Annotated in this window: 13 protein-coding genes; 8 read left to right on the plus strand and 5 right to left on the minus strand. The window is 62.4% G+C overall.

Annotated elements, in window-relative coordinates:
- Positions 1-64: 64 nt before the first annotated feature.
- A complete protein-coding gene (gene ugpB / locus DOM36_RS09775) occupies positions 65-1,387 on the minus strand; it encodes a sn-glycerol-3-phosphate ABC transporter substrate-binding protein UgpB (RefSeq protein WP_232823790.1) in 1,323 nt (440 codons plus the stop codon).
- A 296-nt stretch (positions 1,388-1,683) separates the two neighbouring features.
- Between ugpB and DOM36_RS09780 the strand changes: the two genes are divergently transcribed.
- The gene (locus DOM36_RS09780; protein WP_110642988.1) at positions 1,684-2,130 is read left to right on the plus strand and encodes a universal stress protein; all 447 of its coding nucleotides are present in this window, start codon (positions 1,684-1,686) and stop codon (positions 2,128-2,130) included.
- A gap of 63 nt (positions 2,131-2,193) precedes the next feature.
- Here DOM36_RS09780 and sbmA read toward each other — a convergent pair whose 3' ends face one another.
- Both sbmA and DOM36_RS09790 read right to left on the minus strand, forming a co-directional pair.
- Positions 2,194-3,447 carry a peptide antibiotic transporter SbmA gene (gene sbmA, locus DOM36_RS09785; RefSeq protein ID WP_110642989.1) on the minus strand — a complete coding sequence of 418 codons (1,254 nt, stop codon included), beginning with the start codon at positions 3,445-3,447 and terminating at the stop codon, positions 2,194-2,196.
- A 204-nt stretch (positions 3,448-3,651) separates the two neighbouring features.
- Positions 3,652-4,371 carry a GntR family transcriptional regulator gene (locus DOM36_RS09790; RefSeq protein WP_110642990.1) on the minus strand — a complete coding sequence of 240 codons (720 nt, stop codon included), beginning with the start codon at positions 4,369-4,371 and terminating at the stop codon, positions 3,652-3,654.
- A gap of 208 nt (positions 4,372-4,579) precedes the next feature.
- On the opposite strand from DOM36_RS09790, the gene DOM36_RS09795 reads away from it, so the two are divergent.
- From DOM36_RS09795 to DOM36_RS09805, 3 genes are all read left to right on the plus strand, one after another.
- Positions 4,580-5,413, plus strand: a complete 834-nt coding sequence (locus DOM36_RS09795; protein ID WP_110642991.1) for an amidohydrolase family protein — start codon at positions 4,580-4,582, stop codon at positions 5,411-5,413.
- A gap of 67 nt (positions 5,414-5,480) precedes the next feature.
- Positions 5,481-6,782 carry an SLC13 family permease gene (locus DOM36_RS09800; RefSeq protein WP_075571080.1) on the plus strand — a complete coding sequence of 434 codons (1,302 nt, stop codon included), beginning with the start codon at positions 5,481-5,483 and terminating at the stop codon, positions 6,780-6,782.
- 131 nt (positions 6,783-6,913) lie between these two features.
- Positions 6,914-8,671, plus strand: a complete 1,758-nt coding sequence (locus DOM36_RS09805) for a peptidase M14 (RefSeq protein ID WP_110642992.1) — start codon at positions 6,914-6,916, stop codon at positions 8,669-8,671.
- Positions 8,672-8,688: 17 nt separating this feature from the next.
- Here the strand turns inward: DOM36_RS09805 and DOM36_RS09810 are convergent, their stop codons facing one another.
- Together DOM36_RS09810 and DOM36_RS09815 are read right to left on the minus strand one after the other, a co-directional pair.
- Positions 8,689-10,068: an amidase gene (locus DOM36_RS09810; RefSeq protein ID WP_280952798.1), complete on the minus strand. Its 1,380-nt coding sequence runs from the start codon at positions 10,066-10,068 to the stop codon at positions 8,689-8,691.
- A gap of 210 nt (positions 10,069-10,278) precedes the next feature.
- On the minus strand, positions 10,279-11,295 hold the full coding sequence (locus tag DOM36_RS09815) for a 1-aminocyclopropane-1-carboxylate deaminase (RefSeq protein ID WP_110642993.1): 1,017 nt from the start codon (positions 11,293-11,295) through the stop codon (positions 10,279-10,281).
- A gap of 181 nt (positions 11,296-11,476) precedes the next feature.
- Between DOM36_RS09815 and DOM36_RS09820 the strand changes: the two genes are divergently transcribed.
- The 4 genes from DOM36_RS09820 (at position 11,477) to DOM36_RS09835 (ending at position 16,298) form a co-directional block, all read left to right on the plus strand.
- Positions 11,477-11,968: a winged helix-turn-helix transcriptional regulator gene (locus DOM36_RS09820; RefSeq protein WP_075571084.1), complete on the plus strand. Its 492-nt coding sequence runs from the start codon at positions 11,477-11,479 to the stop codon at positions 11,966-11,968.
- Between the two features lie 174 nt (positions 11,969-12,142).
- On the plus strand, positions 12,143-13,060 hold the full coding sequence (gene kdgD / locus DOM36_RS09825; RefSeq protein WP_110643007.1) for a 5-dehydro-4-deoxyglucarate dehydratase: 918 nt from the start codon (positions 12,143-12,145) through the stop codon (positions 13,058-13,060).
- A 192-nt stretch (positions 13,061-13,252) separates the two neighbouring features.
- The gene (locus DOM36_RS09830; RefSeq protein ID WP_245392792.1) at positions 13,253-14,560 is read left to right on the plus strand and encodes a glucarate dehydratase family protein; all 1,308 of its coding nucleotides are present in this window, start codon (positions 13,253-13,255) and stop codon (positions 14,558-14,560) included.
- Between the two features lie 160 nt (positions 14,561-14,720).
- Positions 14,721-16,298, plus strand: coding sequence for an aldehyde dehydrogenase (NADP(+)) (locus DOM36_RS09835; protein ID WP_075571086.1), 1,578 nt, complete (start codon positions 14,721-14,723; stop codon positions 16,296-16,298).
- Positions 16,299-16,382 lie beyond the last annotated feature (84 nt).

Consider the following 16,382-nt stretch of genomic DNA (forward strand, 5'->3'; position numbering starts at 1 on the left):
TGATTCGGCGGGCGGCTTGCGCCATCCGCCGCTAGCGGAGAGAAAACGAGAATCGGCGCCAACGTCAGCGCGCCACGCTCTGCTGGAACTGCGCCAGCTCCTGGTTGCCACGCCGGGCGGCCTCGTGCAGCGCTGCGGCGGCCGGCTCGTCACCGTTGAAGGCTTTCTCCAGCTGCTCGGCGATGATGTTGCGGATCTGCGGCATGTTGCCGAGGCGCACGCCACGGCCGTTGTCATTCGGCGTCCCGCGGGTCAGCTGGTCGATCGCCACGCTGGCCCCCGGGTTGTCCGCGTAAAAGCCCTGGGATTTCAGGCGCTGGTAGGCGGCGGTGGTGATCGGCACGTAGCCCGTGAAGCTTGCCCAGTCGGCCTGAATGGCGGGAGACGAGAGGAAGTTCAGAAACCTGGCCACGCCGCGGTAGACCGCCTCCGACTGGCCCCGCATGACCCACAGCGAGGCGCCGCCGATGATCGAGTTCCTGGGCTGGTTCACCGCCTTGGCGTCATAGGGCAGCGGGGCGATGCCGAAGGTGAACTTGCCCTCGGCGGCCTCCTGGATGCCGGCCCGCGAGGCGGAGGAGGTGGTCAGCATGGCGCAGCGGCCCGACTGGAAGCGCTTGGTGCCGCTGTCGGCGCGGCCGCCATATTCGAAGGCGTGGCTCTTCTGCCACTCGGCCAGGTCCTGAATGTGGGCCACGGTCGCCTCCTGCTTGTCGAACACCAGGCGAGCGTCGGTGCCATCGAAGCCGTTGGCATGGGTGGCGAAGGGCAGGTCATCGATGGCGCTGAAGTTCTCGAGTTGCGTCCAGCTTGGCCAGGCGGTGGTCAGCCCGCATTCTGAGGCGCCGCTTTCGACCAGCTTGTGGGCGTCCTTGCCGACCTCGGCCCAGGTCTTGGGCGGTGTCTCGATGCCGGCCTTGGCGAAGGCGTCCTTGTTGTAATAGAGCACCGGGGTGGAGGAGTTGAACGGCATCGACAGCATTTGCCCGTCGCTCGAGGTGTAGTAGCTCTTGACCGCGGGCAGGAAGGCGTCGGGGTCGAATGGCGTGTCGGTTTCCTCCATCAATTGATGGATCGGATAGATAGCGCCCGCCGCGTTCATCATCGTCGCGGTGCCCACCTCGAAGACCTGCGTGATGGCCGGGGCCTGATTGGCGCGGAATGCAGCGATGGTCGCGGTGAGATTGTCGCTGTAGCTGCCTTTATAAACGGGCTTGACCACATACTCGTCCTGCGAGGCGTTGAACTCGTCGGCGATCTCGTTGACCTTCTCGCCGAGCACGCCCTCCATGGCATGCCACCAGGTGATGGTGGTCGCCGCCTGGGCCGAGGAGGAGAATGAGAGGGTCGCCAGAGCGGCGCAGCAGAACAGGTGATGAAATCGCACGGCAATGTCTCCGGGCAAGTCGAGCGGGGGGAGCGGGGTACTGGTGGTGTACCTTAAAAGAGAAAGATGTCAGTCCGATGGCCGTGCTGTGACGGTGCTGCATCCCTGCGCAGGGCCGAGGCGGGCATCCACCTGCCCCTGCGACCTTTTGCGCCCTTTCCCACGGCGCTGAATTGGCTACGCTGAGCGAGAGCCCGGTGTCTTGCCCGTCTGGCGAAACACCGGCGTCTACCGCGACCGACGTTGCGCGGTCTTCGAGTGACCCGCGAATCGATCGCCAACCAGGGGGAGCGACCATGTCTCAACGGATTCTGGTACCGATCGACGGTTCCACCAGTGCGCGCAAGGCGCTGGAGCACGCATGTCTCATCCAGTGCGCGACCCAGGCCCGGATTCACCTGCTGCATGTTCCCGAGGTACCGGTCGCCAAGGATGCGTTGGGCGCCATGGTCGGTGCGTCGCCGGCCGACTACACGCCGGAGAAGGGGCGTCTGACAGGCGAGCGCCTGCTCGCGGAAGCCTGGCTGGCCGTCGGTGGCGGCTCCGACGAAGTGACCTATCACGTCGAGGAAGGGCGACCGGCGCACGTCATCGTGCAGCTGGCGACCGATCTTGGCGTCGACATGATCGTCATGGGCAGTCGCGGCCAGAGCAATCTCAAGAGCCTGGTGGTGGGCAGCGTGTCGCACAAGGTATCGCACGTTGCCCCTTGTCCGGTGATCACGCTGCATGTTCCTGACTAGGCACTGTCTGAAAAGTACTGCGCTCGTCCACTTTTCAGACAGCACCTAAGGGGCGTGCACGAGCTACCGCTCTCTGGTGACGAGGTCGGACGACGCCGGCGGTTCGAACACCGTCCGGCTTTCGTCGATCACGGCTTCGAAGGTGCGCAGGCGTTTGGCGATCGAGAGAAGCTCGATGATCGTCGACCATGAATTGACCAGGTACTGGAACGATTCTCGGACCTGACCGAAGACATTGAGGATTTGCTGCAGCAACCCCAGTGTCAGCTTGCCGGCGACGATCGATGGCGTCAGCACCGCGAACGCGAAGATCGTGTCCGCCTGCAGATAGAAGATCCGCGCGATATTGAAGTAGGCGTAATGCCAGTAGAGCCGGAAGTAGTTGTGGCGCACGCGCGAGAAAAGCGTGCTCACGGCGACCGGCCCGGCGCGCGATGCGTGGTCCTCGCCGTAGACCAGCTCCTTGCGATAGGCCGCCTCCACTCGCTGGTTGTTGAATTCGAGCCCCGGCAGCTTGATCCCTACCAGGGCGAGAAGCAGAGTGCCGAACACCGACCACACGATCGCTGCCCACACCAGCGCGTCGGACACATGGCCGATGAAGGGCAACTCGGTGATGTTCTTCGACATCGTCACCAGCAATGGCAGGAAAGCGATCAGCGTCAGCACGGCCTTGAGCAGATTGACGCCGAGGCCTTCCAGCGTGGTGGAAAAGCGCATGGTGTCTTCCTGCACGCGCTGAGCCGCGCCTTCCACTGACCGCAGCCGTGACCAATGGCTCATGTAGTAGTCGTTCATCGCTGTGCGCCAGCGAAAGATGTAGTGGCTGACGAAGAATAGATTGAACACACCGACCGTCACCGCGACGAAGGCGATACCGGCGAAAGTGAGCATCTCTTGGTAGAGATCCAGGGCGGTCACGTCGCTGCCACCGGCGAGCGCTTGCTGCACCATGTCCCAGAACGGGCCATACCAGGCGTTGACCGCGACGCTGGTCTGCACGGAAAAATAGGTCAGGAAGATGATCAGCGCGCCGCCCAGAATGGACCAGCGCTGCCAGCGGTGGGGTTCGACACGCCCCCACACGGCGGCGAACAGCCCGGTGCAAGAGATGTAATAGAGGTAGAACCACAGAAACGATGGCGACCAGAAGCGGGAGACACCGACCGGCAGGGCGACATCCCCGGCCAGCGGCGGCAAGCCGATGAATTCGCCCCAGGTGCTGGCAGTGGTTCCCCATAGGGTGATGGCGAGAAGCGCCCAGATCAGGGCGCTGGAAAAAAAGAGTGGTGGTCTGGGAAAGAACGATCGGAACACGGTGGCGCCCCCGCAGCTGAGATGGGTGCCGGGGCGCTGGCGTTAATGACGGTTTGCATGACGACAGACATGACTAGCATGCTTATCACGGCGCCGCCCTGGCCATTCATCGACCTCGGAACGACCGTTACGTTCCCTTACGTTGGCGCCGAGCGCTCGCAATCGTTGTTGTGACCCAGCCAGCCTTTCGGGACGAGCCCCGGCTCAGGTGATATCGACCTGATAGCGGAAGGTATCGGCAGGGCCGCGTGAGCGCCGATATTCCAGCGGCGTGCGATCGTAGCCGAACGCGAGTCGTTCGATCATGACCACCGGCTGCTCGGTGTCGATCTCCAGAATGTCGGCCAGCTTCTGATCGGCGGTCTCGACGGTGAGCGTCTCCCGAGCCGAGCCGATCAACTGCCCACACTGTGCCTCGTAGAACGGATAGAGCAGATTGCCGAAATCGTCGGTATCGATCTGCATCAAGGCCTCGAAACAGGAAGCCGGTAGCCAGATGTCTTCATGCAGGAGGGTCACCCCGTCGATCTGGCGAATCCTTTCCAGCCGAATGACCTTTTCCAAGGGGGCGAGTTCCAGCGCATCCGCGACGTATCGAGCGGGGGATTCCAGCTGACGGTCGAGGATACGGCTAATGGGGATCCGGCGATCGCCGCGGGCATCCACCTGGCGGAAGAAGCGAAACAGCGACCCTTCGAAATTGGGTCGCAGGATAAAAGTGCCGCGCCCCTGACTGCGCTTCATCAGCCCGTCCTGCACCAGCGTGTCCACAGCCTTTCTCAGCGTTCCGACGGCGACCCCGTAGTGCTTGGTCAGCTCGGCTTCCGTCGGTATCGCGCCACCAGGTGTCCATTCTCCAGCGGAGATCTTGGACAGCATATCGTCACGTAGCCGCTGATAGAGCGGCAGACGTTCGTCTGTCATGGAGCTTGTCCCCTTCATGAATGTACCCCTCGTGTTGTTTCAAACGAATGTATCATCTTTGTTGTCACCTTTAGTCGTAAGCCCATAAAAATACGACTAAATAGAGGTATGCTTGGGCTAGATGAATTCAACTATATGAATAGATCTATACCTGGGCCGAACATTTCGTTCGCCGTCACGTGCTTATGCCATCCATCAAGGGCCATTCATGACGCAACTCGCTACCGTCACGCTGACCGGGGTCGATTCCCATGCGCATATCTTCCATCAGGGCCTGAGACTGGCCGACAGCCGCCGCTACAGCCCGGACTACGACGCGACCGTCGAGCAGTATCTCGGCCATCTCGACGATTGTGGTCTTTCCCATGGCGTGCTGGTGCAGCCGAGCTTTCTGGGCACCGATAACAGTCACATGGTCGCGGCGCTACGCCGTTTCCCGCATCGCCTGCGCGGCACAGCGGTGGTGGAACGGGACGCGGCCGACGAATCGCTCGACGAACTGGCCGAGGCCGGCGTCGTCGGCATTCGACTCAATCTGATCGGCCAGCCGTTGGAAGATTATCGTAGTGCGCCGTGGCGCACGCTATTCGCCAAAGTGGCGCAGCGAGGCTGGTCGGTGGAGATTCAGCGCGGCATGGAAGATCTCGACGTGGTCGTACCGCAGATCCTGAAGTCGGGTGTCGCGGTGGTGATCGATCATTTCGGTTTGCCCAATGGCGAGATCGATCCGGTCAATTCGCACCATCAGGCGCTGTTGTCGCTGCTTTCAAGCGAAAACATCTGGGTCAAACTGTCAGCGACCTATCGTAGCCGCTCGAATCTGGATCAGGCGCGCTGCTCCATCGATCGCTTGCGTGATGCCTACGGTCATAGCGAGCGATTGCTGTGGGGCAGCGACTGGCCTCACACGAGGTTCGAGTCCCAGACCGATTACGAGGCGCAGTTCGCCCTGATGCAGACACTGCTGCCGAATGCGGCTGAACGTCAGCGGATTCTGGCCGATAACCCGGCCACGCTGTTCAAGATCGGACCTGCGAACTGAAGGCCGACGGACGACACGACAAGCACGCATGAAGAGTGCATGACAAGTACGCAAGGGGAACAGAATTATGATGAGTCTTCTGGTGGTGGGAGCGATCGTCGTTTCCATCGTTTTGGGTTATCGCACCAAAATCAATATCGGGCTGTTCGCGATCGCCTTCGCGTATCTGATCGGTTGCTTCGGGCTGGGCTTGAGCCCCAAGGAAGTGATCGCCATGTGGCCGCTGAAGATATTTTTCATCATCTTCTCGGTCTGTCTCTTCTACAGTTTCGCCATCGTCAACGGCACGCTGGAGAAGCTGGCCGAGCATCTGATGTACCGCTGCCGCCATTTTCCACATCTGCTGCCATTCGCCATCTTCCTGGCGGCGGTGGTGATCTCCGCACTCGGTGCCGGCTATTACACGGTGCTGGCCTTCATGGCGCCGATCACGCTGCTGCTGTGCAGCCGCACCGGGCTGAACCTGATCGTCGGCGCCATGGCGGTCAACTATGGTGCATTGGCAGGCGCCAACTTCGTTTCCAGTCAGAGCGGCATCATCTTCCGCACGCTGATGACCAATTCGGGCATCTCCGACAATCAGGCCTTCATCAACAGTTTCGGCATCTTCGCCAGCACCATGATCGTACCGATCGTGGTGCTGGCCGGTCTGATTCTGTTCAGCCGCAAGCGAGGCACGGCGATGGTATCGATGGCGCATGTCGATCGCCCGAGCCCGCTGAGTGCTGACCAGCGTTCCACCCTGATTCTGACCCTGGTGATGATGGCGACCGTGCTGCTGCCGCCGATCGCCAGTCTGATTCTGCCCGACAATACCGCTGTAGCATTCGTCAATTCCAAGGTGGATATCGGCCTGATCGCCAGCGTGTTCTCGGTCATCGCGCTACTGATGAAACTGGGCGACGAGCGCAAGGCGATCGCTTCGCTGCCGTGGGGCACGATCATCATGATCTGCGGCGTCGGTATGCTGATCTCGGTGGCGATCAAGGCGGGCACCATCGATCTGCTCGGCTCCTGGATCGGTACCAACATCCCGCCGGTGCTGATCCCCGTCGCGTTCGGCGTCGTTGCTGCGTTCATGTCGCTGTTCGCCAGTACCCTGGGCGTGGTCACGCCGGCACTGTTCCCGCTGGTGCCGTCGCTGGCCGGCACGCTGTCGATCGATCCGATGATCATCTTCATCGCCATCGTGGTCGGCGCGCAGGCCACCTCGATCTCGCCGTTCTCCTCCGGTGGCAGCCTGATTCTCGGCTCCTGCCCGACGGACGAAGCGCGTTCGGGGCTTCTGCCCAAGCTGCTGTTCCGCGCCGCGCCGCTGGGTTTCATTGCCGCACTGGTGTTCAACCTGCTGCTGACGTTCGTGTTCTGAACGGGGTGGGTGACAAATGGTCATCGTCGTCGTAGCGTGACCCTCACCGCATGACCCGGAGCGGCGCCTTTATCGGAAAGGGCGCCGCTTCTTCGTTGTGCTTTCGAAACCGTCCTGCGAGGAGTGTCGTCGTGATCCTGTTCGAGAAACACTACCCCGCGACGCTCGATCTGCTCGTCGCCGAATCCACCGGACGAAGACTGGAAACCTGGACGTTCGATGACCAGTCCACGCGGCGGGCGGCCGAGGCCACGCTGGCGCGTCGAGGCATCACGGCGCGCTGTCGTTCGGCCTACAAGCCTTTGGTCTGCGCTTTTCGCGAGGAGATCGCGACCCAAGGTCTGGTCAGCGTCGAGATCGTCTATCCGATTCATCCGGCCGCCCAACCGGCACGCTTTCTGCTCGAGAGCTACCCGCTGTCGGCACTCTATCCGGCGGTCGATTTTCGGTTCGAGGCCGGCGAGATCAGCGAAGCAGTCCCGACTTACCGCCTGCGACTGCGCTACGCCGACGGTCGCGATGAAACGCTGGACGTGCTGGCACCCAACCGATCCCACCGCGATTTCGCCGACGAGGAGGCGCTGTCACCCTGCGGCTGGCAGATCGTCGAGGGTGCCGCGAGCAAGCTGACGACCGTTTACGAGCAGCTGTTCATGGAGGCGACAAGTGCGATCAGGGACGGCGAGTGGGGCGACGAGCCCTGTTTCGAAGCGCCCTATTTCGAAGCGCCCTATTTCGAAGAGCCCTATTTCGAAGAACTCAACATCACCGCGACGCTACCGATCGCCGATGAGCCTCTCGGCTACGCCGACGAGGTGATGTCGCTGCGGGAGGCGCTGCACGAGGATTTCTATTTCTCGCTGCTGGAACTATTCCAGCGTCGTTCCGGACGGCCGTTGGGCGATCGTCATCTGCAGCCGGGCCAGATCGTGCCGGAGATCCGGTTCGGTATGGAGTATTCGGTCAAGGTGGAAACGCGGGGCTATGACCGTGAGTCGATCACGACTCACCACGAGCCGCTGGATGCCGTCACCCGGCCGTTGTCGACACGTCAGATAGGCGAGGAGCTGGCCAGGCTCGGCGGTATCGCGTTTCACGCGATCTCCGTGGCGGGGCGTCGCCTCGAGGGGCGTTACTTCGCGGGCCCGGATCGGGCCATGATCATCTCGGCGGGCCAGCACGCCAACGAGACCAGCTCGCCGGCCGGCACGCTGCAGGCGGCGCAGCTGCTGGCATCCCGCGACGGGGCTCACTTCACGTTATGCCCGCTGGAGAACCCGGACGGCTATGCGCTGCATCAGCGTCTGATCGCCGATAACCCCCGGCATATGCATCATGCCGCGCGCTACACGGCGCTCGGTGATGATCTGGAATACCGTGAAGACGATCGCCATGAGACGGCCATTCGGCTCGAGGCGGAACGGCTCAGCGAGGCAAGGCTGCATCTCAACCTGCATGGCTATCCGGCGCATGAATGGACGCGGCCGCTGTCGGGGTACATTCCACGTGGGTTCGAAATGTGGACGTTGCCCAAGGGATTCTTTCTGATCCTGCGCCATGCGCCTGGCTGGGCCGAGGCGTCACGCTGGCTGATCGAGCGGGTAACGCTGAGCCTTGATGAGGTGTCTGGCTTGCGCGCGTTCAATGATCGCCAGATCGCCCTGTTCGAAAGATATGCCGGCGAAACCGGCTTCGAGATGATCAACGGTTTCCCGTGTCTGATAATGGAGGACGACCGCCATCGCGTGCCGATGACATTGATCACCGAATACCCGGACGAGATGGTCTACGCTGCCGACTTCCAGGCTGGCGTCGCGGCACAGCGGGCCACGGTACTGGCGGCCTACGACGCGCTGCAGGCGCTACCCGATGAGCGCCTGGCTTCCTGACCGGCGGTCGGTCGTGGTCACACGCCAAGCGCCGGCGGCAGGATCGCCAGATCGCCACCGACCGTTTCGAAGGCGCGCGCCAGTTGTAGTACGCCCCAGTCGTCGCGGGGCTTGCCGATCAGCTGGAAACCCATGGGCAGGCCGGCATCACTCGATCTGGTTGGCAGGCTGATCGCCGGGGCGCCGAGCATCGAGGCGGGAATCACCACTTCCATCCAGCGGTGGTAGCTATCCATCGTTCGCCCGGCGATCTCGTGAGGCCAATGTGTCTCCACATCGAAGGGGAAGACCTGGGCGCTGGGCATGGCCAGATAGTCGAAGCGTTCGAACAGGGCGCTCCAGGCGCGGTAGGCGTCGCCACGCTGTACGTTGGCAACGTGGATGGCCTGCGCCGAGAGTCGCAGACCGCGTTCGATCTCCCACCTGGCTTCCGGTTTCAACAGGGCGCGGCTGGCGGGGTCGGCGTAGTGCGCGCCGAGGTTACCGGCGACGGCCCAGTGGCGCAGCGTCGTCCAGCTGTCCCACAGCGTCTCGGGATCGAAGGGCAGATCGACGGTTTCCACTTCGCAACCGAGGTCGGTAAAGCGCGCCAGCGCCGTTTCGCACAGCGGAAGAATGCCCGTCTCCATCGCCAGGTAGCCGCGCCAGTCGCCCATCCAGCCAATCTTCAATCCACCAACGTCGCGTTCAAGAGCAGTCGCAATATCGCCGCCTGCGGGGACCAGCGGCTCTCCCAGCGAAAGCGGAACGCGCGAATCGAAACCGGACTGCGTCTCGAGGAGTCGCGCCACGTCTTCGACGGTTCGCCCCATCGGACCGTTGGTGGCAAGCTGCTGACCGAACGGGTCGGCGGCGAGACCGGGCACGCGCCCGAACGAAGGACGAAAGCCGATCACGTGATTGAAGGCGGCAGGGTTTCGCAACGAGCCCATCATGTCGCTGCCATCGGCGACCGGCAGCATCCGCATCGCGAGTGCCGCCGCCGCGCCACCGCTGGACCCGCCGGCGGTGCGCGAAGGATCGAAGGCGTTACGGGTGGCGCCGAATACCGGGTTGTAGGACTGCGAGCCGAGGCCGAATTCCGGTGTGTTGGTCTTGCCGATGATGATGGCGCCGGCCGCACGCATGCGCTCGGCCATCAGGCTGTCCTGGCCGGTAATCTGACCGACGAGCAACGGTGAGCCTTGGGTGGTCGGCAGGCCTTTGGCGTCGGAGAGATCCTTGATGGCCTGGGGGAAGCCGTGCATCCACCGCGAGACTGCCTGACGGCGAGTTCGCGATCGGCGATCTCGGCCTCGGCGAGCAGCGGAGCGCGTTCGCGACGGGAGACGATGGCGTTGACCACAGGGTTCACGACGTCGATATGCTCGAGGTAGGCGGTCATGACCTCGCGGCACGAGACCGATCGGTCGTGAATGCGCTGCGATAGCGTGGTCGCCTCCCAGCTAACGATCTCGTTCAGTGGCGGTCGGACTGGCATGCGGTCGGAAGCGTTGGACATCGGCAGGATTCCGGCAAAAGTGGGTATCGGCAGCATACCGCAGTGGCGTGGCCGGCACGCCACTGCAGCTTTCTGGCTCGTGCCCGTTCGACTCATCTGGTCCGATTCAGCCCTGATAAAACAGCTCGGCGTAGGCGCTGAGCGCCGGTGCGCCGCCGAGGTGGGCGTAGAGCACCTTCGAACCCGCCGGGAACTCGCCCAGGCGTACCTTCTCGATCATGCCGTGCATCGATTTCCCCTCGTAGACCGGGTCGGTGAGCACGCCTTCGAGCCGACCGCAGAGCCGAATCGCTGCCATCGTGCCGTCATTGGGCAGGCCGTATTCCGGATAGCCGAAGCGGGTATCGAGCATCACGTCGTCGGCGGTGATCGGTTGGCCGAGCTCGACCAGCTCGGCGGTGTTCTGGGCGATGCGCAGTATCTGGGCGTGGGTCTGCTCCGGCTTGGCCGAGGCGTCGATACCGATCACCTGACGGGCGCGGCCGTCTGCGGCAAAGCCCACCACCATTCCGGCCTGGGTGCTGCCGGTGACCGAACAGACGACGATGTAATCGAAGCGGAAACCCAGCTCGCGCTCCTGCTGACGGACTTCCTCGGCGAAGCCGACGAAACCCAGCCCTCCGTAGGGGTGCTCGGAGCATCCGGCAGGAATCGGATACGGTTTGCCGCCTTTCGCGCGTACGCTTTCCATGGCGCGTTCCCAGCTCTCGCGGATGCCGATATCGAAGCCGGCGGGATCGAGACGGACATCGGCACCCATGATGCGTGACAGCTCGATATTGCCGACCTTGTCGTAACTGGCATCGTGATAGTTGACCCAGTTCTCCTGCACCAGCACGCACTCGAGACCCAGATGTGCGGCGACCGCGGCGACCTGGCGGGTCTGATTGGATTGAATACCGCCGATCGAAACCAGCGTGTCGTAGCCGCCTTCGAGCACCTCGGGGATCAGATACTCGAGCTTGCGCGTCTTGTTGCCCCCGAAGGCAAGCCCGCTGTTGCAGTCTTCACGCTTGGCATAGAGTTCGACGTCGCCACCGAGATGCTGGCTCAGACGCTTCAGCGGCGTAATGGGGGAGGGACCGAAGGTCAACGGGTAACGAGAAAACTTGTCGAGTTTCATGGCGGGACCGGTTGTTGTTGTGAAGTGGACCCGGTCTATCCTAGAGCGAAACGGTAAAGTTGGGGTTGCAAAATCAGGATCGTATTCGGAAATTAAAATCGGATTGTTCTATTTTATAGACTTTTTATTTTATGATTTATCGATACAAGGCAATTAAATTAAGCGAAGCAGGTGCAAGATCATGTCGGAAGTCGGTTACCACACGGGGTCGTCGCTGGATCGCATCGATCGTCAGATTCTCGAGCAGCTTCAGCGCGATGCCTCGATCTCCAATGTCGCCCTGGCCGAGCGCGTCAGCCTGAGCCCGCCGGCGTGCCTGCGCCGTGTGGAACGGCTCAAGCAGACAGGGGTGATCAAGGGCGTGGTTGCGCTGCTGGACGCCGAGCGACTCAATGTCGGAATGGTAGTGTTGATCGGTGTCGTGCTGGATCGCTCGACGCCGCAGTCGTTTGCCGATTTCGAAGCGGCCGCCCAGCATATCTCCGGCTGCATGGAGTGCCATGTGGTCACCGGCGAGTTCGACTATTTCCTGCTGATCCGTACCCGCGACAACCAGAGCTTCAACCGGCTGCATGCCGAGCAGCTGATCTATTTGCCCGGGGTGCGCCAGATCCGCTCGTTCATGGGGTTGCGCGAAGTGCTATCGACAACGCAGTTACCTTTCGGTCGCTGAAGCGTCGGTGAGCGTGCCGGATCGGGGAATTCATCTAAGGTCTAACGGCAATCTAGTATGATGTATGACAACATGCCCACAGAATATCACTCTTTCGTTTTCTGCCCTTGGCGGGGCGCAGCGGCCAAGTGATGGAATGCTGGTTTACGTTAACCCACGATGAGGGGAATCAAGGTGAATTTTTCCAAAGAAGCGGTTGTTGCCTCGATCACCGATGGTCTGCTGTCTTTCCCGGTGACCGATTTCGATGCCGACGGCAAGTTCGACGTCGAGAGCTATCGCCGCCGTCTGCTGTGGCTCAAGGAGTATGAGGTTTCCGCCCTTTTCGTGGCAGGCGGTACCGGTGAATTCTTCAACATGACGATCGAAGAGTATCGCGAGATCGTCAAAGTCGCCGTGGAGACCATCGGCGGGCATGTGCCGATCATCGCCAGCGCCGGTCAGAGCGCCGAACTTGCCAAGGCCCATGCCAAGGCCGCGCAGGAAGCGGGCGCCGACGGCATTCTGCTGATGCCGCCGTATCTGACAGAATGCCCGCAGTCCGGCATCGTCGAGTACGCCGCCAGCGTCTGCGATTCCACCGATCTCAGCGTGATCTACTACAACCGCGCCAATGGCTATCTCACCGTCGATGGCGTTCAGGCGCTGGCGGATCGTTGTCCGAACCTGGTCGGCCTGAAGGATGGCAAGGGCGACATGCAGGCGCTCAACATCATCATCAAGACGCTGGGCGATCGCCTCGCGTACGTGGGTGGCGTGCCCACGGCCGAAATCATCGCCGAAGCCTATCTGGCCATCGGCGTCAGCACCTACTCTTCCGCGGTTTTCAATTTCGTGCCGGAGATGGCGGTGAAGTTCTATCAGGAACTGCGCAAGGGCAACCGCGAGTTCGTTCGTCAGGCGACACGCGAGTTCTTCATCCCGTTCGTCACCATGCGCGATACCCAGAAAGGCTATGCCGTCAGCCTGATCAAGGCCGGTGCCGATCTGGTCGGTTATCCGGGTGGCGACGTGCGTGCGCCGCTGACCATGCCCAACGAGAAAGAGCGGGCCACGCTCAAGCAGTTGATCGAAAAAGCCCGCGCGCTCTGATCGAGGTTCGGGATCATCGGGGCGACACGATGTCGCCCCGCGATTTTTATTGTGAACCGCTTCCGCTGCGAACGACTTTCAATGTGGATCAATGGTTCGGTGGTGCTTCACTGGCAGTGAGCCCACGCCGTGCCGTCCGATAGCTGGAGAACCCCCCTTATGTCGAGCCACGCTACGCCCACTATCAGGGATATGAAGGTCATTCCGGTTGCCGGCCGGGACAGTATGCTGCTCAACATCGGTGGGGCGCACTCTCCCTATTTCACTCGCAATCTGGTCATTCTCGAGGATAGCGCTGGTCATGTGGGTGTTGGCGAGGCACCGGGCGGCGAGACGATCCAGCAGTCGCTGGAACAGGCGCGCCCGCTGGTCGTGGGTCAGCCCATCGGTAAGCTGAGGTCGATGGTGGCATCGTTGCATTCCGCCGGTCGCGGTGCCGATTTCGAGGACTTCGGCAAGGGCTCCTGGACCTTCGAGCTGCGGGTCAATGCGGTCGCGGCGCTCGAGGCGGCACTGCTCGATCTGTTCGGCAAGTTCCTCGACGTGCCCGTTGCCGAACTGCTGGGCGACGGCAAGCAGCGCGATAGTGTCGAGGTGCTGGGCTATCTGTTCTTCATCGGCGATGGTCACGCCACGCCGCTTGGCTATCGTCGCCAAACCGAGGGTGCCAGTCACGACTGGTACCGTCTGCGCGACGAGGCGGCGATGACGCCACAGCGAATCGTCGAGCTGGCCGAAGCGGTACACGATCGCTACGGGTTCAGGGATTTCAAGCTCAAGGGCGGCGCCCTGCCGGGCGAGCAGGAGATCGAAGCCGTTACTGCGCTGCACAAGGCTTTCCCAGAGGCACGTACGACCATCGATCCCAACGGCGCCTGGTCGCTCGACGAGGCGATTCGGCTATGCCGGAATCTGCACGACGTCATCGCCTACGCCGAGGATCCCTGCGGCGCCGAGCAGGGGTTCTCGGGTCGCGAGATTCTGGCCGAGTTTCGCCATGCCACCGGGCTGCCGGTAGCCACTAATATGGTGGCGACCAACTGGCGCGAAATGGCCCATGCGCTGATGCTGCGCTCGGTCGACATTCCGCTGGCCGATCCGCACTTCTGGACGCTGTCCGGCGCGGTGCGAGTGTCCCAGCTGTGTCAGGATCACGGCATGACCTGGGGCTCACACTCCAACAATCATTTCGATATCTCGCTTTCGATGTTTGCCCAGGTCGGTGCCGCCGCCGTCGGTCGCACTACTGCGCTGGACACGCACTGGATCTGGCAGGAGGGCGATGCCCGCCTGACCCGCAATCCGCCGCAGATCGTCGATGGCAAGGTCGCAGTGACAGACGCCCCGGGACTGGGGATCGAGATCGACATGGAGCGCATCGAGCAGGCCAATGCGCTCTATCGCAGCCTGCCCGCCGGGGGGCGTAACGATGCCATGGCGATGCAGTATCTGATCGACGGCTGGCAATTCGATCCCAAGCGTCCGGCCCTCGTGCGTTGAAACGACCGTGCCGTGGACCCATGTAGTCAGGATCGCCCGGCGGAGACGAATCCGCTCGGTAACGGTTTCAAGACACTATGCTATGGCAGGTACAAGATAAGTTGCATCCGGCTCAATGCCGGTAGATGAACGAGTATCCACCATCACTGCAGGAGGCAACATGAATCTGACAGGTGAAATGCTAATCGGTCAGCAGGCCGTCAAGGGAAGTCGCGATCCGATCCAGGGGATCAATCCGGCAACCAACGAACGCCTCGATCCGAGCTACCCCGGTGGCACTCAGACTGAGGTCGATCGCGCTTGTGAACTGGCGTGGAACGCGTTCGACAGCTATCGCGAAACCTCGCTCGAGGATCGCGCCAAGTTTCTGGAAACCGTTGCCGATGAGATCGAAGCGATCGGTGATCCGCTGATCGAGCGCGCCGTGGCCGAATCCGGCCTGCCCCAGGGTCGTATCCAGGGCGAGCGTGGCCGCACATGTGGCCAGCTGCGACTGTTCGCCAAGACCGTGCGTGCCGGCGAGTGGCTGGACGTGCGTATCGATCCGGCGCTGCCGGACCGTCAGCCGATGCCGCGGGTCGACCTGCGCCAGCGCCATATCGCGCTGGGCCCGGTGGTGGTGTTCGGTGCCAGCAACTTCCCGCTGGCGTTCTCCGTCGCCGGTGGCGACACCGCTTCTGCACTGGCGGCGGGCTGTCCGGTGATCGTCAAGGCACATGGTGCGCATCCCGGTACCAGCGAGCTGGTGGGTCGTGCCATCCAGGCCGCGGTCAAGAAGTGCGGCCTGCCGGAAGGCGTGTTCTCGCTGATGTACGGCTCCGGTCGCGAAGTCGGCACGGCGCTGGTCACCGATCCGCGCATCAAGGCGGCCGGCTTCACCGGTTCGCGCAGCGGTGGTCTGGCATTGTGGAAGGCGGCGCAGTCGCGTCCCGAGCCGATCCCGTTCTATGCCGAAATGAGCTCCATCAACCCGGTCTTCCCGCTGCCGGCGGCGCTGAAGGCGCGTGGTGAAGAGATGGGCAAGGCGTTCGTGGGTTCGCTCAATATGGGCGCCGGGCAGTTCTGCACCAATCCTGGTCTGGTGATCGCGATCAAGGGGCCGGAACTGGACGCCTTCGTCAACGCCGCCAGCGAGGCAGTCAAGGGCAGTGCCGCCCAGACCATGCTCACGCCGGGCATCTTCGATGCCTACGAGAATGGCGTCAGTACGCTGGCCGGTAGCGGCAAGGCGAAGGAAGTCGCGCGCGGCCAGAAAGGCGAAGGCCCCAACCAGTGCCAGACCGGTCTGTTCGTGGCCACGGCTCAGGATTTTCTGGGCAGCGACGCGTTGCAGGAAGAGGTGTTCGGCTCCACGTCGCTGGTGGTCGAATGTGCCGATGCCGCCGAGCTCAAGCAGGTGGCCGAGCACCTGGAAGGTCAGTTGACCGCTACGCTGCAGATGGACGACGCCGATCTTGAGGCCGCCAAGGCACTGCTGCCGATCCTCGAGCGCAAGGCGGGTCGCGTGATGGTCAACGGCTGGCCGACCGGGGTGGAAGTGTGCGATGCCATGGTTCACGGTGGCCCGTTCCCGGCGACCTCCGACTCGCGCACCACCTCCGTGGGCACCGCGGCGATCTTCCGTTTCCTGCGTCCGGTCTGCTACCAGGATCTGCCGGACGCGCTGCGACCGGAAGCGATCAAGCAGGACAACCCGCTGAAGCTGCGTCGTCTGGTCGACGGCAAACGCGAAGCGTGAGTCTCTGCCGCCCGGGCTGCCGATCGGCGACCGGGCGGATGGCGTAGAGATTCTCGACCGTTCGAAGATTTTCTAGCGTCCGAA

The organism is Salinicola sp. CPA57, assembly GCF_003206035.1.
In the GTDB taxonomy this organism is placed as follows: domain Bacteria; phylum Pseudomonadota; class Gammaproteobacteria; order Pseudomonadales; family Halomonadaceae; genus Salinicola; species Salinicola socius.